This is a genomic window from Brevibacillus sp. IT-7CA2 (genome assembly GCF_949767855.1).
Taxonomy (GTDB): Bacteria; Bacillota; Bacilli; order Brevibacillales; family Brevibacillaceae; genus Brevibacillus.
In genome coordinates, this window is sequence record NZ_CATKQT010000022.1 from 631,224 (window position 1) to 654,913 (window position 23,690).

Here is a 23,690-nt window from a genome sequence, read left to right on the forward strand (position 1 = left end):
GGGCGTTCGTTCGATAAAGAAGGTGAACCTACGATGAATGGGAAAGACAAGATTTCTAAAATCAATCTCCCCACATCTTTTCAGGCAGAGGGAGTCAACGTTTTTCTAATTCATAACGATACCCTCACACTTGTAGATGCAGGCCAAAACGTGAAGGGGGCTTGGGACGCATTTACAGCTCAATTGAAATCCCTTGGGTATCAGGTGAAGGATATTCAGCAGATTATCCTTACTCACTCCCATGTGGATCATACAGGTCTTGTTCACTACTTTGATCATGATGTGAAGTTAATTGGCCACCCTTCTTCTGAACGGTGGCTGCATCCAACCTCTTCATTTTTGGAGCAGCATGATTTTTTCTTTCAAGATTTTTTTCATCAGATTGGTGTACCTCCTCATATAGCCCAACCGTATCTTGCCTACAAACATAGGCAAGTTGTTTCCAATGCGCAGCGCAGCCTGGATATCTACGTTGAAGAGGGAGCAGAAATACCTGGACTCCCACAGTGGATGGCACTCCATACGATTGGTCACGCTCAAGGCCACTTGTCACTTTTTCATCGACAAGACAAGATTCTTATCGGTGGAGATGTATTGTTGCCCCATATTTCGCCGAATCCAATTATAGAGCCACCTCTGCACAGAGGCGAAGAACGCGAAAAACCACAGTTGCAAATGAACGAAACACTTCGCAGGCTGTTATCGTTTTCGATCCAGAGAGTCTTGCCCGGGCATGGAGAAGATATCCTGAATCCGAACGAATTGATACAGCATCGGTTAGAAAGACAGCACGAGCGTGCAATGCAAGTAAGAGAGTGGCTCATGGAAGAATTGATGACCATTTTTGAGGTATGTCAGCGTTTATTCCCGAAAAGCTATCAATCCACCTTTGGCTTCACCTTATTCGAAACAGTGGGGCAAATCGATTATTTGTTATCCCATCAATTCATAACCGAAGAACAAATCAAGAGTGGACTAAACATGGAAGGAGCATGGTAGCATGAAGAAGCCATGGCACGCCTTTTATCCGAAAACGATTCCGTTTGAATTACAAATTCCCTCTTGCTCTATCTACCATTTTCTGGAGCGTGCTGCTCAAGATTTCCCCAATCATACAGCTGTTATCGAAGCGGATATCGCGTACTCCTATAAAGACCTCAAGCATGCTGTGGACCGCTTGGCCGCTGCCTTGTATCGACGTGGATGCAAGAAGGGCGATCGTGTGGGTATCATGCTATACAACTGCAAAGAATACATCATCACCTATTTCGCTGTTCAAAGATTAAGTGGGATTGTCGTTCAACTGAATCCCATGTATCAGCAGCGAGAATTGGAATTTATGCTGGAGGATTCGGAGCCGAATTGGTTAATTTGCGATAGCAGCCAGATCGAGAAACTGGAACGTACAAGTTTTAAAAACAAGCTTACGATCATAAACGCAGATCACGCTCAAAATGGTTATGACTGTTTATCCCGATGGATCGATGAACAAAACGAGACTCTTCCACCGTTGCAAGTTAATAGTAGAGAAGATATTGCTGTGCTCCAGTACACAGGGGGAACGACAGGAACACCAAAAGGGGTCATGATCACGCATTACAATACAATAGCATCCACGTACCATACCTCCATCACAGACGAAGGAGCTCTTCAACGTCCAGGAGAACGATTTCTTGGCGTTTTCCCGATGTTTCACGGTGCTGGCTTAATGGTCATGATCGCCTCCGTCTTCCATGCAGCAGCCTATATTCCCATCAAGCACTTCCGTATTAACGATGCCCTTCCTATCATCCGAAAGTATCGACCTTCTCATCTGTCAGCGCCACCGACTGTCTTTGTGGCCCTCATTCATCATCCGAATTTTCACGAAGATGATTTACGCTCATTAAAAATATGCAGATCGGGGGCTGCTCCGATCCCGCTGGAAGTACTGCGAGCGTTTGAACAAAAGTCGGGAGTTCGCATCTCTGAAGCTTATGGCTTGACGGAATCCAACGCGGTAACCGTTCGAACCTTTGGAAAAGGTGTCAGAAAAACAGGGAGTGTCGGAATACCCGTCCCGAATTCAGATGTAAAAATTGTGGATCTCGAGACAGGTTTGGAAGAAATGCCCGTCGGTGCTACGGGAGAGATTCTGCTAAAAGGACCACAAATCATGAAAGGCTATTGGAAAAAGCCAGAGGAGACAGCTCACACCCTACGTGACGGTTGGCTCTACACAGGTGATACAGGCATGATGGATGAAGATGGATTCTTGTACATTGTCGGTAGAAAAAAAGAAATGATCATCGCGGGAGGGTACAACATTTATCCTAACGAGATTGATGAGGTTCTGTACCAGCATCCGGCCGTAGCAGAAGCATGTACATTTGGGATACCGGATGCCTTTCGTGGAGAAACAGTCAAAGCAGCCATCGTCATAAAAAAAGATCATACGCTGACAGAAGAGGAAATCATGCAATGGTGCAACGAACATCTTGCCAGATACAAAGTACCCAGACTGATTGAATTCCGGGAACAATTGCCAAAATCAGCGGTCGGCAAAATCCTGCGTCGTATGTTGGTTGAGGAAAATCGTGAACAAAAGTGATTCTTTTGGGCTGCAAAAGGCGATTAATTTTTTCTTAACGTACCTTTTGTGTTCTAAACTTTATTAAATACCAGCATAAATTTATCATTAATTTAAAGATTCTAATTATTCATAATCTTGGTGAGCAACTACATCCAGCTTACAAAGGAGGGAAGGCTGTTGGGTAAAAAAGTAAAAGTCATCGGCGTAAATATGATTCCGTTTACAAAACCAGGGACACATGAACCGTATGAAGTGATGGCAGCGAAAGCAGTAATAGGCGCTTTGGAGGATGCCGGGATTGACTACTCCGAAATACAGCAAGCGTTTGCCAGCTACATTTACGGGGACAGCACATGTGGTCAAAGAGCACTATACCGGGTAGGGATGACAGGAATACCTATTATTAATGTAAATAACAACTGTTCTTCCGGCTCTACTGCGCTCTATTTGGCAAGACAAGCGGTTGAAACAGGAGCAGTGGAATGCGCGCTGGCAGTTGGTTTTGAAGAGATGCAACCAGGAGCATTGAAGTCTCACTGGGATGACCGGACTTCACCGGCAGAATGGCTACAAGAGCGCTTGGTTGAACTGTGGCCAGAGGCGCCAAAAGCAACAAGGGCCATTCGGTTATTTGGCTCAGCAGGATATGAGTACCTTCATAAGTATGACGCAAAACCAGACATTTTTGCCAAGGTGTCAGTGAAAACAAGAAGCCATGCGATTCAAAATCCCTATTCGCTATTCACCAAATCACTGACAGTCGAAGAGGTATTGAGTGCTCCAGAGTTGATGCCTAATTTGACACGTCTCATGGCTTGCCCACCAACCTGCGGAGCTGCAGCGGCAATCGTGTGCAGTGAGGAGTTTGCCAAGAAACACGGCATTTCCCATGCAGTTGAGATAGTGGCGCAAGCGCTTACGACGGATTTGAAGGTCAGCCATGACAATATCCTCAATCTGGTCGGTGCCGACATGACCCGTCGTGCCGCTCAGCAAGTCTATGCGGCTGCAGGAATCGGACCTGATGAAGTAGATGTACTGGAACTGCATGATTGCTTCACACCGAATGAGGTTATCACGTATGAGAGCCTGGGCCTGTGTGAAGAAGGCGGAGCAGAGAAATTTATCAATGATGGCAATAACACATACGGTGGGAAAGTGGTCGTCAACCCATCCGGCGGCTTGATGTCAAAAGGTCATCCAATCGGAGCAACCGGATTGGCCCAGTGTACGGAGCTTGTCTGGCAGCTGCGCGGTCAAGCACAGAAACGTCAAGTGGACAATGCTCGAGTCGCATTGCAGCACAATCTGGGGCTTGGTGGAGCTTGCGTCGTAACCATGTATCGTGTGGATTAAAAACCAATAGAGAGGAAGAAGACAAATGGCGAAAATGTTGGAAAATCAAGTAGCAATCGTGACAGGAGCAGGACGTGGAATCGGCCGGGAAACGGCTTTGATCTTTGCGGAAAACGGCGCTCGTGTGGTTGTGGCAGATCGAGACGAAGAGCCGGCAGCAGAAGTGGTTGCCGCGATCAAGGAGCTCGGAAGCGAAGCGATCGCTTTTTGCGGAAACGTAACCGATCCTGTCTACCCAAAGCAAGTGGTGGAAGCTACGATCTCCGCTTTTGGACGACTAGATATTCTCGTGAACAACGCTGGCTACTGCATTGACGGCTTACTTCACAAAATGACAGACGAAGCGTTCCAGGCGATGCTAGACATCCATTTGATCGCACCATTCCGGTTGATTCGTGAGGCATCCCCCTACATGCGCGACGTTGCCAAGAAGGAGATCGAGCAAGGAATTGTCCATCACCGCAAAATTATCAATGTCTCCTCTGGTTCCGGTGTAAGAGGCAATATGGGGCAAGCCAACTATTCTTCTGCCAAAGCGGGGGTCATCGGATTAACCAAGGTTGTTGCAAAAGAATGGGGTCAATTCAACATCAACAGCAATGCAGTCGCTTTTGGTTTCATTGATACGCGTCTTACCCGTCCAAAAGAAGAGGGCTTGATCGTCAATGGCGAAGCAGCCGGCATTCCGGAAAAAGTACGGAACCTATTAATTAACAATATTCCGCAAAAACGCGTTGGCAGCGGTAGAGAAGCAGCCGAAAGCATTTTATTCCTCGCGTCGCCATTGTCCAACTATGTAAATGGACAAGTGCTCGGTGTAAACGGCGGCTCTTTAACATAAAGCATCCTTTCGAAAATTTTCAAAAGAGGTGAGTACCTTGTCGAATGTGAAGGACTTGATCGGGCTAGAGTTTGCCCCCTATGGTATGGCAGTCGAAAAAGGAAAAATAAAAGAATTGGCACTCGCCCTGGGTGACGATAACCCGATCTACTACGATTTAGAGGCAGCCAAAAAAGAAGGCTACGATGGCATTCCGATCCCGCCAACCTTCCTGCAAGTCATTGACTTGTGGGGGGGCTTGGGCTCAGTCGAAAAAGTAGAGAAGCTGAAATTAAACCTGGCGAGAGTATTACATGGCCAGCAATACTACGAGTATTTGGGTGATATTGTCGCGGGAGATGTGCTGTCGGTCACGAGCAAGGTTGTCCAAGCGGAGACGAAGACAGGAAGTACGGGCTCCATGGATTTGATCACCTCGGAAAATCAGTATCGCAACCAACGAGGAGAGCTCGTAGCCATTACACGAAACACGCTAGTGCATCGCCATTAATCGTGCACGAGAAGAAAGGAGAGCAGAATGATGTTTTATGAGGATGTAAAGGAAGGCGATGAGTTCCCTGTCCTGGAAAAGCAACCCATCACTCGTGTCCAACTCGTTCGCTTTGCAGGTGCTTCTGGTGATTTTCACCCCCTACACTTGGTAGAAGAGTTCGCAGAGAAAGCCGGTATGAAGATCATCGCTCATGGAATGCTGGTGATGGGAATGCTATCCCAAGGAGTTACCTCATGGGTTTCCAGAAGAAATATCAAGAAAATTCAAGTGCGTTTCAGCAAAATCACCTACCCTGGTGAATCAATTCAAATTGTAGGCAAGGTGCTGGAGAAAAAGCCAGACAACATTGTGGTGGCTGAAGTCCTGGCGAAGAACAGCGACGGCGAAGTGAAGGTAGCTGGCATTTTCGAGGCGACATTGCCGTCACGAGCCAGATAGCGTTCTTATCAAGACGAGTTGGAGGGACGTCCTTTGTCAAAAACAACTATTTCATCCAAACAAGAAACATACGACCTATTCAAACGGGATCGACCTTTTCTCACCCAAGAGCACGAAATGTTTCGGAATTCTTTGAAAAAATTCCTGGAGAAAGAGGCTATTCCGAACATTGAGAAATGGGAAGAAGAAAGATGCACGCCGCGTGAATTCTATGAAAAGCTTGGGGCCCAAGGCTTTCTTTGCCCGCAAGTAAAACCGGAGTATGACGGTCTTGGACTCGATTTTGGTTTTAATATGGTTTTAGCGGAAGAGTTAAACCGCATTGGGGTAGGCATGCTGGCGAGCACGAGCTCTTCGATTATCGTGCCCTATCTGGAACGCTACGGCAACGAAGAACAAAAGAAAAAGTATTTGCCAAAATGCGTGAGCGGAGAGATTACAACCTCTGTTGCGATGACGGAGCCTGGCATTGGCTCAGACTTGGCGAGTATGAGCACGTCAGCTATTCGCGATGGAGATCACTATATCGTGAACGGACAGAAGACGTTTATCTCCAACGGCCTCCATGCAAGTCTGTTCTTCGTTGCGGTCAAAACAGACCCCAAAGCGACTCCAGCTCGCAAAGGCATCAGTATCCTTTTGGTTGATGCGGATACACCTGGATTTTCCCGTGGACGGAAGCTCAAAAAACTGGGTCAGCATTCCGCCGATGCGGTTGAATTGATTTTCGAAGACGCACGCATACCCGTCGCGAATTTACTCGGTGAGGAAGGCCAGGGCTTCTACTACTTAATGGAAAAACTCCAACAGGAGCGCCTTTTGATCGCCTCGGGTGCATTGGTCGTAGCCGAAGAGATGCTTAAGACAACCATGAGCTATGTGAAAGAGAGACATGCGTTCGGAAAGCCGATCAGCTCCTTTCAGAACACACAGTTTGAAATTGCTGAAATGGCAACCGAACTGAAAATGGCGCAGACCTTCCTGGATAATTTAGCAGCCAAGCATATGCAAGGGGAAAATATCGTCACCGAGATTTCCATGGCGAAATGGTCTATTACAGAAATGACACGAAGGATGTCTGCACGTTGCTTGCAACTGCATGGCGGTTACGGCTTTATGGAAGAATATCCGATTGCCCGTCGTTATCGTGATGTAGCGGTTATGCCGATTTATGGCGGCACGACGGAAATCATGAAAAACATCATCGCGAAAAACCTTGGCCTGTAAAAAAATAGACAGTTCCATCCAAACTGACCGTTTTGCGTAACGTGGATTCCGGGAAAAACCATTTCTTGTCACGGTGCCCAAAGCGGTCTTTCTTCATTTAAATAACGGTAAGGGTATGGTGAGAATGAAGTTCGAGACAAACATTGGGATGTCAAAACCAGATGCAATCTATGTTCATGGCTACAACTTAACCGAGGATTTGATTGGCCATATTACTTTGGCGGATATGGCGTTTTTAGGAGCGATGCATCGCCGTCCAACCGAAGCAGAGTCAAAAATGCTCAATGCTTGCATGGTAGCCATATGTGAGCATGGATTCACACCAAGCTCCATTTCTGCTCGACTTACTTATTTAGGGGCACCCGAAGCCGTACAAGCAGCTGTAGCAGCGGGATTACTGGGAGCAGGCTCTGTCTATCTTGGAGCGATGGAAAATACAGCCCAAATGCTGCAAGAAGGCTGGGAGAAATACGGCGAAGACCAAGAGATTGGCGAAGCTGCTAACCGGATTCTGGAAGAACGGAAAGCAAAACAATTACAAATCATGGGATTCGGACATCCAGTCCACAAGCCAGTTGATCCGCGTACGACTAAGTTATTTGCTTTAGCGCAAGATTTAGGGTTTAGCGGCAAACACATTGCGTTAATGCAAGAAATCCACCAGCAACTGAGCGAACAAAAAGGGAAGCAAATGACTTTGAATGCAGCAGGTGCAATTGGGGCAATTCTTTCGGATATGAACGTGCATTTCAGTGTGCTCAAATCATTTGCCGTTGCTGCCCGAGCTATTGGTTTGATCGCGCATATCGTCGAAGAAATGGAAGCGGGTCGAAAAGAGAGCATGGCTCAGAAGCTCTATGATCATATTGAAGAAAATACGGCTTATTTGAAGGAGATTTAATCATGAACATTCTCGTGATCATCAAGCAAACGTTCGACACAGAAGAAAAGATTGTGCTTCAAAATGGTGCTATCAGCGAAGAAGGCGTTAATTTTATCATCAATCCTTATGATGAGTACGCAATTGAAGAGGCAATCAAGCTGCGTGATGAACACAGTGGTCAGATAACTGTGATCACCATTGGACCTGAACGGGCAGAGAGCGCATTGCGGACGGCACTAGCGATGGGAGCAGACCAAGCTGTCATGGTCGATAGTGAAGGTCTCAACCTGGATGAATACAGCGCAGCCAAAATTCTCGCAGCCGTCATCAAAGATCGTGAATTTGACCTGATTATCGGGGGAAATGTCACGGTTGATTACGGCTCGGGACAAGTTGGCCCGCGCTTGGCTGAAGAACTGAATATTCCGCAAGTCACGACGATTACCAAGCTGGATATCGATGGCACGCAGGCCACGGTTGAACGTGATGTCGAAGGCGACAAGGAGATCATTGCTGTAACACTTCCTGTGCTGGTCACAGCACAACAAGGCTTGAATGAGCCGCGTTATCCTTCCCTGCCTGGCATTATGAAAGCGAAAAAGAAGCCGATCGAGCGAATCGAAATTGGCGATTTAGCGATAGAGGACGGGGGAGAAGGCAAAACAGTGGTTACGGAGACGTTTTTTCCTCCCAAAAAAGAGGCAGGTCGTATCTTGAGCGGGACGATTCTAGAGCAAGCTGCGGATCTGGCCAGACTTCTTCGCAGTGAAGCGAAGGTCATTTAACAACAGAGGAGGACGCGAGAAGATGAAAAAAGTACTTGTCGTAATCGAATCGAAAGCAGGAAACGTAAGAGGTGTTTCCTTGGAGGCACTGACAGCGGCCCAACGCATTGCGGGAGAAGGGGAGATCATTGCGGTCTCCTTCGGCAGTGATGCAGTGAACTATGCGGAAATAGCGGGAAAATATGGCGCAGACAAATTATACATCGTCGAAAACAAAGAATTGGATACGTATACCACCGATGCGCATTTTCAGGCATTGCGTCAGGTCATGGAAGCAGTAGAGCCAGAGGCGATTTTCATGCCACATACATCCATTGGGAAAGACCTTGCACCGCGCATCGCAGCACGTTTTGGACTTGGTCTTGTATCTGATGTGACGGATGTTCAGTTGGAAGCAGGGGACGTACTATTTACACGACCGATTTATTCCGGAAAAGCTTTTGAGAAAAAGAAAGTAGTATCGGGCATCCCATTCGCGACGATACGCCCCAACAATATTTCAGCTGTTGTAACCGGCAAATCTATTGAGGTCCTGCCATTTGAGGCAGAAATTAAAGACTTACGCACCATCGTAAAAGAGGTCGTACGTAAAACAACTGGCGGTGTAGACCTTTCAGAAGCAAAAGTAGTGATCGCAGGAGGACGCGGAGTAAAGTCAGCGGAAGGATTCCAGCCTCTTCAGGAGCTGGCTGATGTCCTGGGAGGTGCGGTAGGTGCTTCCCGCGGGGCATGCGATGCTGAATATTGTGACTACTCTCTGCAAATTGGCCAGACCGGAAAAGTGGTGACACCTGATTTGTATATTGCCTGCGGAATCTCAGGTGCGATTCAACATTTGGCAGGAATGTCAAACTCGAAGATCATTGTTGCGATCAACAAAGACCCGGAAGCTCCGATTTTCCAAGTCGCGGACTACGGAATTGTAGGCGATTTGTTTGAAGTCGTTCCGCTGCTTACGGAAGAATTCAAGAAAGTATTCGTAAACGCATAGACAAAGAGGAGACGCAACGATGAATTTTCAATTAACGGAAGAACATCAAATGATGCAAAAAATGGTTCGCGACTTTGCGCTCCATGAATGCGAGCCTACTGCTGCCGAACGTGATGAAGAAGAGTATTTTGACATGGCAATCTGGCACAAGATGGCCGAGCTGGGCTTGTGCGGAATCCCTTGGCCGGAAGAGTACGGCGGTGCTGGTGCCGATTACTTGAGTTATGTGATCGCGGTAGAAGAACTGTCGAGGGTGGATGCTTCCATAGGTGTTACCCTCTCTGCCCATACTTCATTAGCCGGGTGGCCGGTGTACAAGTTCGGCACCGAACAGCAAAAGCAAACCTATTTGCGCGCCATGGCGGAAGGTAGAAGCATGGGGGCTTATTGTTTGACAGAACCGGGCTCTGGCTCCGATGCGGTCGGAATGAAAACAACGGCCATTATGGATGGCGACGAGTGGGTGTTGAACGGCTCCAAGATTTTTATTACCAATGGCGGCCATGCAGACATCTACATCGTCTTCGCCCAAACGAACCCGGCATTAAAGCATAAAGGCATCGCTGCGTTTATCGTGGAGAAGAACTTCCCTGGCTTCTCTATCGGAAAAAAGGAGAAAAAACTCGGCATTCGTTCATCCTCCACGACCGAAGTGATCATGCAAGATTGTCGCGTTCCGAAGGACAATCTGTTGGGTCAGGTGGGAGAAGGCTTCAAGATTGCGATGATGACGCTCGATGGTGGTCGCAACGGCATCGCTTCCCAAGCGTTGGGTATTGCGCAAGGCGCATTTGAAAAGGCGTGCGCTTATGCCAAGGAGCGCGTACAGTTCGGGAAATCGATTGGCAGCTTCCAAGCGATTCAGTTCAAATTAGCAGATATGGCGACCAAAATCGAAGCGTCACGTTTACTGACGTATCAAACAGCTTGGCGAGAAGACCAAGGGATTCCATATGGGCTTCAGTCTGCCATGTCGAAACTGTTCGCTGCTGATACCGCGATGGAAGTCACGATCGAAGCTGTACAGATTTTCGGAGGGAATGGGTACACGAGAGAATACCCCGTAGAGCGTTACTTGCGAGATGCCAAGATCACTCAAATCTATGAAGGAACAAATGAAATTCAGCGTCTTGTGATCAGTGGATATGTGCTTAAAGAATAGCGAAAAAGGAAGATGCTTATGCGATTTGCAGGGAAAGTAGCGATTGTTACCGGATCAGGCAAAGGGATTGGCAAGGCCATTGTGCAAAAGCTGGTTCAAGAAGGAGCCCTTGTCACCGTTACGGATGTAAATAGGCAGACATGTGAAGAGACTGCGAGAGAAATCAATCAGAGCGGTGGAAGGGCAATTGCTGTGGAGGCGGATGTATCAAAGGCGGAGGATACCCGAAGGATTGTAGAAAAGACGATCGAGACCTTCGGGAGAATTGATATTCTCGTCAACAATGCAGGACTCGTGCGAGATGCGCGAATCAACGACATGGAAGAGGACGACTGGGATCTCGTCGTCGACGTTTGCCTGAAGGGGGCATTTCTCTGCTGCAAATATGCTTCCCCGTATATGATTGAGCAAAACTACGGAAAAATCGTCAATATAGCCTCCAGAGCTCATCTCGGAAACCCAGGGCAGGCGAACTACTCTTCCGCGAAGGCTGGTGTCGTTGGTCTTACCCGAGCTCTCGCTAAGGAATTGGGGAGAAACAGCATCACAGTCAATGCAATTGCACCAGGGATGATCGAAACGGATGCGGTAAAAAACCATCCGAAATATGAAAAAATCAAAGAGCTGCAAAAGAGAGATACACCGATTCAACGGATTGGATTGCCGGAAGATGTGGCGAATGCGGTTTTGTTTTTTGCATCCGACGAATCCTCCTATATCTCGGGTGACATCCTGCACGTCTCCGGTGGGAGATTTGGTTGAGATTGATGAAGCAGCGGAGGTGATCATCGTTGGCGAAGGAGCCCTTGTATTTTGAAGACTTTGAGGTGGGGGAGAGCTTTTTATCCCCTGCCCGAACCATTACCGAGACGGATGTTGTGAATTTCGCAGGATTATCTGGTGACTATAACGCGCTTCATGTCGATGAAGAATACGCCAAAGACACCATTTTTGGTGAACGGATTGCACATGGCCTTCTTGGGTTGACTGTCTCTTCTGGCTTATTTACGAGGACTGAACTGAATAGGCGCATGTCTTCCACCATGATAGCCTTATTGGGTATTAATTCATGGAGGTTTCTGCGACCTCTCAAGTTCGGCGATACCATCCATCTAGATATAGAAATCATAGGAAAAGAAGAAACCAGCAAGCCAGATCGGGGAATTGTTTATTTTAAGAGAAAAGTGGTAAACCAAAGAGGCGAGGTAGTGCAGGAAGGGACAACGCCGATGATGATTTTAAGAGAGAAAGCAAGACGGTCATGAGGAGGAACGTAACATGTCTCTCGTTTTATCAGATGAGCAAACGATGATCAGGGATACGCTAAAAAGATTCTTGGATCGAGAAATACATCCCATGGTCGATGAGTACGAAAAATCAGGAAAAGCCGTAACGAAGGACATCGTCAAAAAACTGGTCCCGTTCGGGTTTCTAGGTGGACTGCTTCCTGAAGAGGCAGGCGGGCACGGGCTGGATCATACTACCTACTTTACGATGATCGAAGAGTTGTCCAGAGTCTGGCCTTCCTTGCGCGCGACCGTCGGGCTTTCCAATTCGGTATTGACTCATATTTATGAATACGGTACGGAAGAGCAACGACGAAAATTTTTACAACCGTTAATGACGGGGGAAAAGTTCGGCTTTTTTGCCCTAACGGAGCCGAATGTCGGCTCGGACACATCCAGCATTCAAACGCGAGCTGAACGCAAAGGAGACAAGTGGATCATCAACGGCTCCAAAATGTTTATCACCAATGGTTTGGAAGGGGAGATCGGAATCGTCATCGCGCAAACCGATAAATCCAAAGGGATCGACGGGATTGCCGCTTTTATAGTAGAGAAGGGCGTCTCTCGTTATCAAACCAAACCAATTGAAAAGATGGGTACGGTCAGTTGTCCGTTCGCTGAATTGATCTTTGAAGATTGCGAGATTCCTGCAGAAAATTTGCTAGGAAAAGTAGGGGATGGATTAAGACAGGGGCTTAAATTTCTCAATAGCGCTCGCGCCATGGTCGCCTTTATTTCTACAGGCATCGCCCAAGCGTGCATTGACTCTTCTGTAAAGTACGCCAAAGAAAGGGTTCAATTTGGCAAGCCCATCGGTGGGTTTCAACTCATTCAAGCAAAAATAAGTGAGATGGTGACGCTGACGAACGCGATGCGTTTACTAGGTCTGCAAGCAAGCCACTTGCTGGATCAGGGGAAGACTTGCAAAGTAGAATGCTCGATGGCCAAATATTTCGCGACCGAACAGGTATTGAAAATAGCGGAAGAGGCCCTGCAAATTCACGGCGGCTACGGATACACGAAAGAATTTCCGGTTGAACGCTATTACCGCGATATTCGTTACTTTACCATTGCAGAAGGAACGAATGAGATTCAAAAACTGATTATTGGGCGCGAAATATTGGGAATATCCGCTTTTTCATGAAAAAAGCATAGAAAGAGCCGACAGTTACCGCTGTCGGCTTGTTTATATTATGAGATAATCCCTTTCCGGTACAGCTCTCCAACAGCATGAGACCGATTGTTGGCTCCTAGCTTTTGAATCGCAAACTTTACATACTGCTTCACTGTCAATTCACTAATATTCATGGAATCAGCCATTTCCTTTGTGCTTTCTCCCCAAGCTATTCTTTTCATGACTTCTAGTTCTCTCTTGCTTAATTGGGAAGAATTTTCTGCCCCCTTAAAGTCCTCAATGAATTTGCCAACAAGCTTGCCATAAAGAGTAGTAGACGCAAGCAGCTCATCATTGATTGACACGCCATCATGGAATTGTTTTGTGCAAACAAATCCAATCACAACGGAACCGTAGCAAATGGGAACAATTAAAATGGACGTTTCTTTTGAAGAATGGGCATATTTACTGCTGGTTTGCTTAAAAAATTCGATGCCAGAACAATATTTTGCCTTCCTTTCACGGATGGCTGACTGGATGATATCAAAAGACCGAATATCATCACGTCTTTCTCGTATATGACCTAATCCTTTCGAGGAGAGCGAAATAATTCCCTCTGCAAAATACCCGATAGGAGAGTACCTATATAAATAAGAATCATGAACGGGAAAGAGTTCCAAATAAAGTTCAAGAATCTTATACAGTTTTTCTTCATGACTGGAAATGGCCTCAAGTTTTCGAACATGTTCCTCTATGGTATAGATTGCAGTCACTTTGTCATCTCCTTTTGGGGGAATCTACACACGACAAAATGGGAATATTCTTATTATACAGAAATTAATAAGCTTTAGGTAGGTCTATTAAGGAAAGGATGATGTTTTGTGGCGAATTTAGACCCAAAAGCGAAAATGTATGTGGAAAGGCTTCATCAATTGCCTGCCCTTCATAAAATGGAACCGCAAGCTGTGAGAGATTTATATGCTCGAATGCCCCCAGTAGAGGTGGAGCTTGCATCGCTCGTAAGCATAGAGGAAAGGTTGATTCCTGTTGGACAGGATACCCACATAAAGATCCGAATCTATACGCCTGATGGTCAAGGTCCTTTTCCTCTCTTTGTCTACTATCACGGTGGCGGTTGGGTAATTGGCGACCTTGAAACAGTAGATGCGAGCTGCCGAATGCTGGCAAACCAAACGGGAAGAATCGTTGTATCTGTCGATTATCGGCTAGCTCCAGAGCACAAATTTCCAGTTCCGCTAGAAGACTCTTATGCAGCATTAAAATGGGTCAGTGAAAATGCTTCGGTTATAAATGGAGACGCTTCCAACTTGGTTGTTGGTGGTGACAGTGCCGGAGGAAATCTTTCTGCGGTCGTCTCGCTGCTCGCGAAAGAGCAGAGTGGGCCGGCTATTGCCGCTCAGGTTCTTATCTACCCGTGTACGGACATGCGTTTTGACTCTCCATCTTATATGGATTTTCAAGAAGGCTTTGGTCTGAATCGCGACCTGATGATTTGGTTTTCCAACCATTATATCAATCATACCTACGATAAAGGCAATCCATATGTATCTCCATTAGTAGCAAATGATTTGAGTGATCTTCCTCCGGCAATTGTGATCACTGCTGAATTTGATGTTCTGCGCGATGAGGGAATCGCCTATGCCGAACGCTTGAAGAAAGCAGGCGTTATGGTCGAGACGTATTGCGAGCAAGGCTTGGTACATGGCTACTTCACGAATATGGCAGTATTCTCTGAACAAATCAAAGGAACGATTAGTAGAATTGGAGATTTTCTCATCAAGCTTGACCAGGCCATAACCAGCTAAGCTCACTCCATTAAAAGTTAAGCGAAGGGAGGCGTGCATCCATGCTGAAGGAAAAGTTGTTCATTTCTATACTAGCTTCCACCCTTGCAACAATGCCCATTTTTGTTAGTAACACAGCCTTGTCAGCGCCTGTGCAGACTATCACCTCTGTGCCAGCGGTGACAAAAGGAGCGGCATCCTCCAATCAAGCACGTGAGAATCTAGCCTACAGTCTGGGGGCTCAAGCCTTCATATACGGTTATCCTCTTGTGGCGATGGAAAAAAAGAAGCTGCAATCTCTCCAGCAAAACAGGAATGTGAATCAGTTCTATCATCACCAATCCTTACCCGGAGCCGATTATCGAGGCGTTGTTTCACCGAATCACGATACCTTGTACTCAGCAGCATTTCTTGACCTCACTCAGGGACCTTTGATTCTGCATGTCCCCGACTTCAACACTAGATACTATACCATCCAATTCATGGATGCCTGGACCAATTCATTTGAATATATTGGCACACGAACGACAGGGACAAAAGCAGGCAAATACATGATCGTTGGGCCAGACTGGGAGGGAAGCCCGCCCGCCGATATGAACGTGATCAAGTCCCCTACCAATACTGTACTTGCTGGCGGTCGTATTTTGATAGAGGGAGAGAAAGACATCCCAAAGGTAACCGCACTTCAAAAACAAACGACGATAACACGCCTTCATCCCTCAACGCAATCTATCACTTCAGTAGCCGCTCCTACTGATTTATTCAACGAGAATGATCCGCTGTCGTTCTATCGCGTGCTAACAAGCTCCATGAAAACCAATCAGCCTGCTCCAGCAGACGCTGCTCTAGTCTATCAATTTGAACAGATCGGGATCGTTCCCTCCGTCGATTTTGATGAGAGTCGTCTGGATGAAGCCACTCTCGCAGGACTACGCCGGGCTGCAAAAGATGGGGAAGAGATAATTAAAATGGCAAGCGCTGTTAAAGAAAAAGGGAAAAATGGTTGGAGCTTAAACCTTGATTACGGTACATATGGGGTGGACTACCTAAAGCGCGCTGTCGTGGCACGTACGGCATTTGGCGCCAATATCCCGAGCGAAAGCGTATATCAAAGGACGAATGTAGATGGCGATGGCAATAAATTAACAGGCGAGCATCGATATGTCATTCACTTTGCCAAAGATAAGCTGCCTCCTGTTGATGCCTTTTGGTCGTTAACGATGTATGGAGCTGACTACTACTTCGTGCCAAACGAGCTCAATCGATACGCTATTGGCGACCGTACGAAGGAACTGGAATACAATGCTGACGGCTCTCTTGATATTTACATACAGAATACGCCGCCAGAAGGAAAAAAATCCAATTGGCTGCCGACACCAGCTGATGAATTTAACTTGATGCTCCGACTTTATATGCCGAAGCGGAGTGTACTGGAAGGACATTACGAAATTCCAATGGTACAAAAAGTAAAATAAGAACCATACTTTCAAGAGATTCGAAACGCTGTTTTCTTAATGGGAGCTAAGCTGTAAAAGGGAGGCTGACCGAGAGATGATTCCCCCTTATTGTCCGATTCAGCCTGAAGGGGCATGTAACAGTGTAGTTCTAGCAGAGAAGAAGAGCAAAATGGCTCTAAACAGTCAAAACATAGCCTGTTTTTATCAGTTTAAAACAAGGATGGACTCACTCAGCAATATTTGGGCTGTTCCGGACGGCTGCTCGGATTTACTTTTTGAATATAGTTCAGAAAAAGCGACTGCTTTTTTATACATGGGAGTCACTCAACGAATGAAACTCCATGTAAAAAAGGGAAGGGAGTACTTCGGGATTCGTTTATTACCCGAGCGAAACCTGTTTACTTGGAAATATCCGATGAAGGAGCTCCTCAATAAGCTGTTACGAATAGAGGACTGCACGGTGATAGACCCATGTCTAATAGAAAAAATCGCCCTTGCAAAATCTTTTGATGAGAGAGTGGAAAGGTTCAACCAGAGCATGAAACCTAATCGACCAAGTCTGGATGCCCCTCGAAAAATTGTTGATTATTGTGTTGCGCATATATACGCCACGCGTGGAAAAATAACGGTTGAGCAATTATCGCAGGATACTGGATATTTAGAGCGATATTTGCGGAAAAAATTTGAGGAATGGATTGGATTATCCCCCAAGCAATTTAGCCAAATGATTCGATTTCAAGGTTCAGTAAGAATGCTATTGGAAATGCCAGAAAACAATATGCTGAATATCGTTTTTGAAAATGGCTACTATGATCACGCACATTTCATTCGAGAATTTAAAAAAATGACCCATCTCACCCCTCATCAATTTAGGAACTTGTATATCTAGCAATGCGCCATTACATCCAGCCCATGATCCCTCTGATTCCGATTTGTACAATTCGAAAGGAAGCGAACCATTGTACGATGAGGAAAAAGAGGAGGAATGAGAAATGCGAGAGCTATCCATGAACACGATTGCAGAATTAGTCGAGTGGGATAAAAAACACTATTTACATCCAGCGTCAGTGCCAAAAAACCAATTCGAACAAGGCCCCAAACTCATCTTTTCCGAGGGGAGGGGTATACGAGTAAAGGATGTACATGGAGACAGCTATATTGATGCGGTATCCATGCTTTGGAATGTAAATGTCGGCCATGGTGAAACAGAGCTTGCTGACATTGCCCATCAACAGATGTCAAAGCTTGCCTATGGAGCATCGTTTTTTGGCTTTTCCAATGAACCTGCTATACGGTTGGCAGAAAAGATCGCTTCCATTACCCCCGGTGATTTAAATTCAATCTTTTATACCTCTGGTGGATCTGAATCGAATGATACAGCAGTCAAATTAGCCCGCTTTTATTGGCATTTAAAAGGACGGCCACAAAAACAAAAGATCATTTCCCTGCGAAATGGGTATCATGGCGTGACCATTGGCGCTCAAACGCTGACAGGGATTGACGGCTTCCGTCTTTTTTCAGGATCGAAAGCAAATGATGTCCTGCAAGCAAGAGCTCATCTTACGGATTGTGAATTAGGAGACAAATCTGCCGCTGACTACGACCATTCGGTTCGTGCACTTATTGAAAGAGAAGGTGCTGATACGATTGCGGCTATCATTCTGGAGCCTGTTCAAGGGGCGGGGGGAGTGCGCATCAGTCCCGCTGGCTATTTGCAGGCAATAAGGAAGCTGTGCGATGAATTTGAACTCTTATTCATTGCTGACGAAGTCATATGTGGTTTTGGTCGTACCGGAAAAATGTTTGGGGTAGAGAACTGGGATGTCGTACCGGACATGATGAGTATCGCAAAGGGCATTACCAGTGGATATGCTCAATTGGGCGGTGTGGTGATCCGGGAAAAAATAAGAGAAGAAATCGCTCAATACGGGTATGGTTTGGCCCATGGCTTCACATATAGCGGGCATCCAACCGCATGTGCCGTAGGCCTGAAAAACATTGAGTTAATCGAACGTTACAATCTGGTGGCAAACGCGAAAAATATGGAGCACGAATTACGAGCAGGACTTGCCTATTTGCAAGATAAGCATTCGATTGTAGCCAAAAGCAGAGCACTTGGTCTTTTATCCGCATTTGAACTGATGGAAGATCGAGACACAGACAAACCTTTTTCCTCCGATAAGATGGCTGGATACGCGGTGGCTGAAGAGTGCCTAAAGAGAAAACTGATCGTAAGAAGTATCAATGTCTTGGAGGGGGAACATATTGTTCTCATTGCTCCACCACTTATCATTACCAAACAAGAAATAGAAGAAGTGATTACCATCTTGGATGACTCTATTGCAGCGTTTAGAAAAAGGCTAGGGTGAAGTAGCAGATCAGATCGCTTTTTAGCCCTTTTTGAAGGAAAGTAGAAAATGACGGAGGGGGAAAGTCTTATGAGAAAGAAAAAGCGATGCCTGCTAGCATTTGGCTTACTAACGTCCATGTCACTATTGGTTAGCAATACGTTAGCCAATGGATCGATACCCTCCCAGGTCAAAAGTGCTCCACATCAAGCTGCGGTACCATCACCTCTTGAACCATCCGCGCCATCCTCATACCGTTCCAATTTAGCCTATAGTGTTGGCGTGGATGCCTATATTTACGGCTATACGCTGGTAGAAATGGCTCGGACGATGCAAACCTATACGCAAAAAACGCCACTAAACACTTTTCACCATGACAAGTTCTTGGCAGATGCCAGCTTCCGAGATTTTGTAAAGCCCAATAATGACACCTTGTACTCTAGCGCATGGCTCGATTTATCCAAAGGACCGCAAGTATTGAGCTATCCCAAAATCGACCGATACTTCACGCTGCAAATCATGGATGCCTATACGAATTCATTCGAGTATATCGGCGGTTCCAATTTGGATGAGTATCAAGGTGGCAAAGTTTTGATCGTTGGACCGGATTGGAAAGGCAACCTGCCAAGTGACGTGGAAGTCATTCGAGCACCTACCAATATGGTCTGGATTTTAGGAAGAACATTTGTGAATGGGGAAAAAGATTTGCCTCATGTTTATAAAATTCAGGTAGAGTTTACGTTGGCGTCTCTAGATGTAGGTCAGGAACCCAGTTTCATCGATTTTCCCAAAATCGAGGCGAGTGATTTTCATGACCCGTCCAAATTTTATCCACTACTCGCGATTTTGATGAAACAAAACCCTCCGCCGCAAAAGGATCAAGCTTTTTTAAGCAAGCTGGAATTGATTGGTTTGGATTATCAAGAGGGAACATTCCGTGCGGGAGACAATCCCGAAATGATAGAGGGACTGACGAAAGCCGTAAAAGATGCAAGAGAGATCATCAAGAAGTCAGTTAGTATTTTGCAAAAACCTAACAATGGCAACTGGCGAGTAAACAATGAACGAGTAGGTATTTACGATACGTTTTACCTTAATAGAGCCATGACTGCCATGCATGGACTGGCTGCCAATACAGCAGAAGAAGCTGTATATGCTTCAACCCGCATCGGTGAGGATGGAAATCCCTTAGTTGGAAACAAAAAGTACGTGATTCATTTTGAGAAAGAACAGGTTCCTGCTACCAAATCATTCTGGTCACTCAGTATATACAATGCCGAAAACTTTTTTATTGAGAATCCGATTGACCGTTATTCCATTGGATCTCGTACGGAGGGGTTAGTCTATAACGAGGACGGTTCTTTGGATATTTACATTCAAAGCACCGCACCAACCGGCCATGAGTCGAACTGGTTGCCATCGCCTTCTTCCTCTGAATCGCTGAATTTTGGCTTGATACTACGAATTTACACGCCGGATGAAAAGATTCAGGAGAATACATTTGTCCTTCCAGCGGTAAAGGTTGTGAATCAGTAAAACGAGGATAGCTTCCTTCTAGGGGATAGCTAGGATTTTTCTACTATCTCCTTTTGAGGGAATGCACACATGCGGAATCAGGAATATTCCGATCAGGCAGAAAATTATAAGCTTTATTTAGTTCTCTTTTTCATTTTACAGTGAGATTTCATTGGGAGGGAAAGATAATAATGACGTCTACTCAACAGAAATCCCAGACGAAACAGCTTAACGACTTCGACGCAGTTGTCATCGGAGCAGGGTTCTCAGGGTTGTACATGCTGCACCGCTTGCGGGAGGCTGGCTTTTCCACACGAGTGTATGAGGCAGCACCTGATGTGGGCGGCGTATGGTATGCCAATCGCTATCCAGGCGCTCGTTGCGACTCCGAAAGCATCATTTATAATTACATGTTTTCAGAGGAGCTGTATCAGGAATGGACATGGTCCTCCAGGTACCCAGAACAGAAGGAAATCTTGAGTTACCTTCAATATGTAGCAGATAAGTTTGAATTGCGGCGTGACATCCAGTTCAACATACGCATCATGTCTGCTCATTACGACGAGGAAACGAACAGGTGGAAGCTTGAAACAGAAGATGGTACTCGTGTGACAGCAAAATACTTCATTACTGGGGTAGGTAACCTCTCCAGCTCCAATATTCCCAAGTTTTATGGCTTCGATAGCTTCGAAGGCGAGTGGTACCATACCGGACACTGGCCACATGAAAAGGTAGAGTTCAAGGGGAAGCGAGTCGGTGTGATCGGTACAGGCTCCAGTGGTATCCAATCGATTCCAGTCATTGCCGAGGAAGCAGATCACTTATTCGTCTTTCAGCGGACTCCCGGGTATAGTACCCCGGCAAGGAACCATCCTTATGACTCGGAATTCATTCGTCAAACAAAAGCAAACTACAGCGAGATTAAGCGACAAACACGGGAATCTACTGCCGGCTATCTCCATAAGCTGATGAATGATCGCTCTGCGTTGGAAGATGATCTGGAACTACGCCAACGTGAATACCAAAAGACTTGGGATCGGGGTGGCTTCGGATTTGGTCGTACATACAATGACTTGCTGATAAACCCAGATTCCAACGAAACCGCGGCTGAATTCATCCGGTCGAAGATAGACGAAACCGTGAAAGATCCCAAGGTGGCCGAGCTCTTGAAACCAACGTACTATTACGCTGCGAAAAGGCCCGTACTGGACACCAATTACTTTGAGACGTACAACCGGGAAAATGTCACCCTAGTAGACGTGAAAAGTGCACCAATTGCCGAGATTACTCCAAAGGGACTTAAAACCTCGGAAGCCGAATACCAGCTGGATATGATCGTTTTTGCAACCGGTTACGATGGGATGACAGGCCCGCTGTTTAAGATCGATATTCGTGGCAGAGATGCGATTTCGCTGAAGGAAAAATGGGCAGGAGGTCCACAAACGAGAACGTATCTCGGACTTGCCAACGCCGGTTTTCCTAACATGTTTATGATCACCGGACCCGAAAGTCCTTCTGCATTGTCCAACGTACCTGTGTCGATCGAGCAACATGTAGAATGGATCGGAGATTGTCTTGAGTATGTTCGCGAACATGGGATTGAAACCATAGAGGCGAAAGCAGAGGCTGAAGAGGCTTGGAGCAGGCATTGCAGAGAGGTGGCTGAATCCACACTCTATACGAAAACGGATTCCTGGTACAATGGCGCGAATATCGAAGGGAAACCTCGGGGCTTCCTCATTTATGTCGGTGGTGTAGGTAATTACCGGAAAATATGTGATGAGGTAGCGGCGAAAGGTTACGAGGGATTTTCCTTCCAAACCTTGTCGTCTCGAGAAACGATTTCTTGATCGATTTAACCATTTCATATAGGGATAGGGGATGAGCAAAGCATGTCCAAAACTCTCGGAGCGCCTCACGAAAACGTGGCAACGTTCCTTATTGACACAAAGAAAATGTTTATCAATGGCGAATGGGTTCCTTCTGTATCCGGTAAAATCTATGAATCTTTGAATCCAGCGACTGGTGAAGTCATCGCCACGATATATGAAGGTGACAAAGAAGATGTCGACCACGCAGTACGTGCAGCAAGAACAGCATTTAAAGGGGATTGGTCAGCCACATCTTCTGCCAATCGATCAAACCTTCTCCATAAGCTGGCTGATTTACTCGAATCACGTTCAGAAGATTTTGCCTATTTAGAAACCCTCGATGGCGGAAATACCATTATACTCACCCGTCATGGGTTTGTACCAAGCGCAGTCGCTCATTTACGCTACTATGCCGGCTGGGCGACAAAATTAACGGGTCAAACGATACCGCTTACATCAGGTGGGAACTTCCATGCCTATACCCAAAGAGAGCCCTTGGGCGTATGTGGGCAAATCACACCTTGGAATTACCCTTTGCTAGGGACGGTCTGGAAATTGGCGGCACCACTCGCGGCAGGGAATACCGTGATTCTAAAGCCTTCCCAGCAAACCTCCCTGACGACATTGCTATTAGGTGAGCTTATACAGGAAGCTGGTTTCCCTGACGGCGTGGTGAATATCGTGACAGGATCGGGCAGAAGCATCGGAGAAGCGATTTCGAGTCACCCCGGTATCGACAAGATCGGATTCACGGGCTCTACCGAAGTGGGCAAAGGCATCATGAAAAAGTCCGCTGACACCTTGAAAAAGATCACCCTGGAACTAGGCGGAAAATCACCAAACATTATTTTTGCCGATGCAGATTTGGACAAAGCGATACAGGGTGCATTTATGGGGATGTTTACCAATCAAGGTCAAATATGCGTGGCAGGCACACGACTCTACGTGGAAAAGCAAGTGTTCAAGCAAGTTACGGACCGCTTGGTAGAAATGGCACAAAAGATGAAAATTGGCAATCCATTAGATCCAACCACACAAATGGGGCCGCTCATTTCCAAAGAGCATCTGCAAACCGTTAAAAAATATATTGAAATCGCGAAACAAGAAGGCGCCACCGTATTAACAGGCGGCAATATTCTTCAGGAAGGGGATCTGGCTGGCGGTAATTACCTGGAGCCTACCATACTGACGGATCTTGAGGATAATTGCACGGCTGTAAAAGAGGAGATATTTGGCCCAGTATTGTGCGTCATGCCGTTTGAACATATAGAAGAGGTCATTGAAAGAGCCAATTTAACAGAATACGGCTTAGCCGCTGGTGTATGGACGCAAAGCCTGACGACAGCGCATAAAGTCATCAATGCCTTAGAAGCAGGGACTGTCTGGGTAAATACGTACCTGAAGTCAGACAATGCTCTTCCTTTTGGTGGACATAAGCAAAGCGGGATTGGCGCTGAAATGGGTTATCAAGGGATTGAAACGTACACCAAAACGAAAAGCGTCTTGATTAGCCTGAATTAATCGAATCAGGACACAGAACAGGGGG

At 46.3% G+C, this 23,690-nt stretch carries 22 protein-coding genes; 21 read left to right on the forward strand and 1 reads right to left on the reverse strand.

Annotated features, from left to right (window positions below):
- Positions 1-33 precede the first annotated feature (33 nt).
- The 14 genes from ACM6JA_RS16020 to ACM6JA_RS16085 all read left to right on the forward strand — a co-directional run bounded on the left by ACM6JA_RS16020 (position 34) and on the right by ACM6JA_RS16085 (position 13,178).
- On the forward strand, positions 34-999 hold the full coding sequence (locus ACM6JA_RS16020; protein ID WP_414853074.1) for an MBL fold metallo-hydrolase: 966 nt from the start codon (positions 34-36) through the stop codon (positions 997-999).
- Position 1,000: 1 nt separating this feature from the next.
- Positions 1,001-2,590 (forward strand): long-chain-fatty-acid--CoA ligase, encoded by a 1,590-nt coding sequence (locus ACM6JA_RS16025; RefSeq protein ID WP_414853075.1) that lies wholly within the window; start codon positions 1,001-1,003, stop codon positions 2,588-2,590.
- A gap of 159 nt (positions 2,591-2,749) precedes the next feature.
- Positions 2,750-3,928, forward strand: coding sequence for a lipid-transfer protein (locus ACM6JA_RS16030; protein ID WP_414853076.1), 1,179 nt, complete (start codon positions 2,750-2,752; stop codon positions 3,926-3,928).
- Between the two features lie 25 nt (positions 3,929-3,953).
- Complete coding sequence (locus ACM6JA_RS16035) at positions 3,954-4,769, forward strand: SDR family NAD(P)-dependent oxidoreductase (protein ID WP_414853077.1); 816 nt, start codon at positions 3,954-3,956, stop codon at positions 4,767-4,769.
- A 46-nt stretch (positions 4,770-4,815) separates the two neighbouring features.
- Positions 4,816-5,259: a MaoC family dehydratase N-terminal domain-containing protein gene (locus ACM6JA_RS16040; RefSeq protein ID WP_414853143.1), complete on the forward strand. Its 444-nt coding sequence runs from the start codon at positions 4,816-4,818 to the stop codon at positions 5,257-5,259.
- 27 nt (positions 5,260-5,286) lie between these two features.
- Positions 5,287-5,700: a MaoC/PaaZ C-terminal domain-containing protein gene (locus tag ACM6JA_RS16045; protein WP_414853078.1), complete on the forward strand. Its 414-nt coding sequence runs from the start codon at positions 5,287-5,289 to the stop codon at positions 5,698-5,700.
- 33 nt (positions 5,701-5,733) lie between these two features.
- Entirely contained in the window at positions 5,734-6,927 is a 1,194-nt protein-coding gene (locus ACM6JA_RS16050; RefSeq protein ID WP_414853079.1) for an acyl-CoA dehydrogenase family protein, read from the forward strand.
- A gap of 124 nt (positions 6,928-7,051) precedes the next feature.
- Entirely contained in the window at positions 7,052-7,828 is a 777-nt protein-coding gene (locus ACM6JA_RS16055) for a citryl-CoA lyase (protein ID WP_414853080.1), read from the forward strand.
- Positions 7,829-7,830: 2 nt separating this feature from the next.
- On the forward strand, positions 7,831-8,595 hold the full coding sequence (locus ACM6JA_RS16060) for an electron transfer flavoprotein subunit beta/FixA family protein (RefSeq protein WP_414853081.1): 765 nt from the start codon (positions 7,831-7,833) through the stop codon (positions 8,593-8,595).
- 22 nt (positions 8,596-8,617) lie between these two features.
- Positions 8,618-9,586 carry an electron transfer flavoprotein subunit alpha/FixB family protein gene (locus ACM6JA_RS16065; protein WP_414853082.1) on the forward strand — a complete coding sequence of 323 codons (969 nt, stop codon included), beginning with the start codon at positions 8,618-8,620 and terminating at the stop codon, positions 9,584-9,586.
- Positions 9,587-9,605: 19 nt separating this feature from the next.
- On the forward strand, positions 9,606-10,748 hold the full coding sequence (locus tag ACM6JA_RS16070; protein WP_414853083.1) for an acyl-CoA dehydrogenase: 1,143 nt from the start codon (positions 9,606-9,608) through the stop codon (positions 10,746-10,748).
- 12 nt (positions 10,749-10,760) lie between these two features.
- Complete coding sequence (gene fabG, locus ACM6JA_RS16075) at positions 10,761-11,510, forward strand: 3-oxoacyl-ACP reductase FabG (RefSeq protein WP_414853084.1); 750 nt, start codon at positions 10,761-10,763, stop codon at positions 11,508-11,510.
- Positions 11,511-11,539: 29 nt separating this feature from the next.
- On the forward strand, positions 11,540-12,013 hold the full coding sequence (locus ACM6JA_RS16080) for a MaoC/PaaZ C-terminal domain-containing protein (RefSeq protein WP_414853085.1): 474 nt from the start codon (positions 11,540-11,542) through the stop codon (positions 12,011-12,013).
- Between the two features lie 13 nt (positions 12,014-12,026).
- Positions 12,027-13,178, forward strand: coding sequence for an acyl-CoA dehydrogenase family protein (locus ACM6JA_RS16085; protein ID WP_414853086.1), 1,152 nt, complete (start codon positions 12,027-12,029; stop codon positions 13,176-13,178).
- 47 nt (positions 13,179-13,225) lie between these two features.
- Here ACM6JA_RS16085 and ACM6JA_RS16090 read toward each other — a convergent pair whose 3' ends face one another.
- The gene (locus tag ACM6JA_RS16090; protein WP_414853087.1) at positions 13,226-13,921 is read right to left on the reverse strand and encodes a response regulator transcription factor; all 696 of its coding nucleotides are present in this window, start codon (positions 13,919-13,921) and stop codon (positions 13,226-13,228) included.
- 108 nt (positions 13,922-14,029) lie between these two features.
- Here ACM6JA_RS16090 and ACM6JA_RS16095 point away from each other — a divergent pair, with 108 nt between their 5' ends.
- From ACM6JA_RS16095 to ACM6JA_RS16125, 7 genes are all read left to right on the forward strand, one after another.
- Entirely contained in the window at positions 14,030-14,974 is a 945-nt protein-coding gene (locus ACM6JA_RS16095) for an alpha/beta hydrolase (RefSeq protein ID WP_414853088.1), read from the forward strand.
- A gap of 41 nt (positions 14,975-15,015) precedes the next feature.
- Positions 15,016-16,428 (forward strand): DUF1254 domain-containing protein, encoded by a 1,413-nt coding sequence (locus ACM6JA_RS16100; RefSeq protein ID WP_414853089.1) that lies wholly within the window; start codon positions 15,016-15,018, stop codon positions 16,426-16,428.
- 76 nt (positions 16,429-16,504) lie between these two features.
- Positions 16,505-17,299 carry a helix-turn-helix domain-containing protein gene (locus tag ACM6JA_RS16105; protein ID WP_414853090.1) on the forward strand — a complete coding sequence of 265 codons (795 nt, stop codon included), beginning with the start codon at positions 16,505-16,507 and terminating at the stop codon, positions 17,297-17,299.
- Positions 17,300-17,402: 103 nt separating this feature from the next.
- A complete protein-coding gene (locus ACM6JA_RS16110; protein ID WP_414853091.1) occupies positions 17,403-18,779 on the forward strand; it encodes an aspartate aminotransferase family protein in 1,377 nt (458 codons plus the stop codon).
- 69 nt (positions 18,780-18,848) lie between these two features.
- Positions 18,849-20,294 (forward strand): DUF1254 domain-containing protein, encoded by a 1,446-nt coding sequence (locus ACM6JA_RS16115; protein WP_414853092.1) that lies wholly within the window; start codon positions 18,849-18,851, stop codon positions 20,292-20,294.
- 170 nt (positions 20,295-20,464) lie between these two features.
- A complete protein-coding gene (locus ACM6JA_RS16120) occupies positions 20,465-22,123 on the forward strand; it encodes a flavin-containing monooxygenase (RefSeq protein ID WP_414853093.1) in 1,659 nt (552 codons plus the stop codon).
- 42 nt (positions 22,124-22,165) lie between these two features.
- Complete coding sequence (locus ACM6JA_RS16125) at positions 22,166-23,665, forward strand: aldehyde dehydrogenase family protein (RefSeq protein WP_414853094.1); 1,500 nt, start codon at positions 22,166-22,168, stop codon at positions 23,663-23,665.
- Positions 23,666-23,690: the final 25 nt, after the last annotated feature.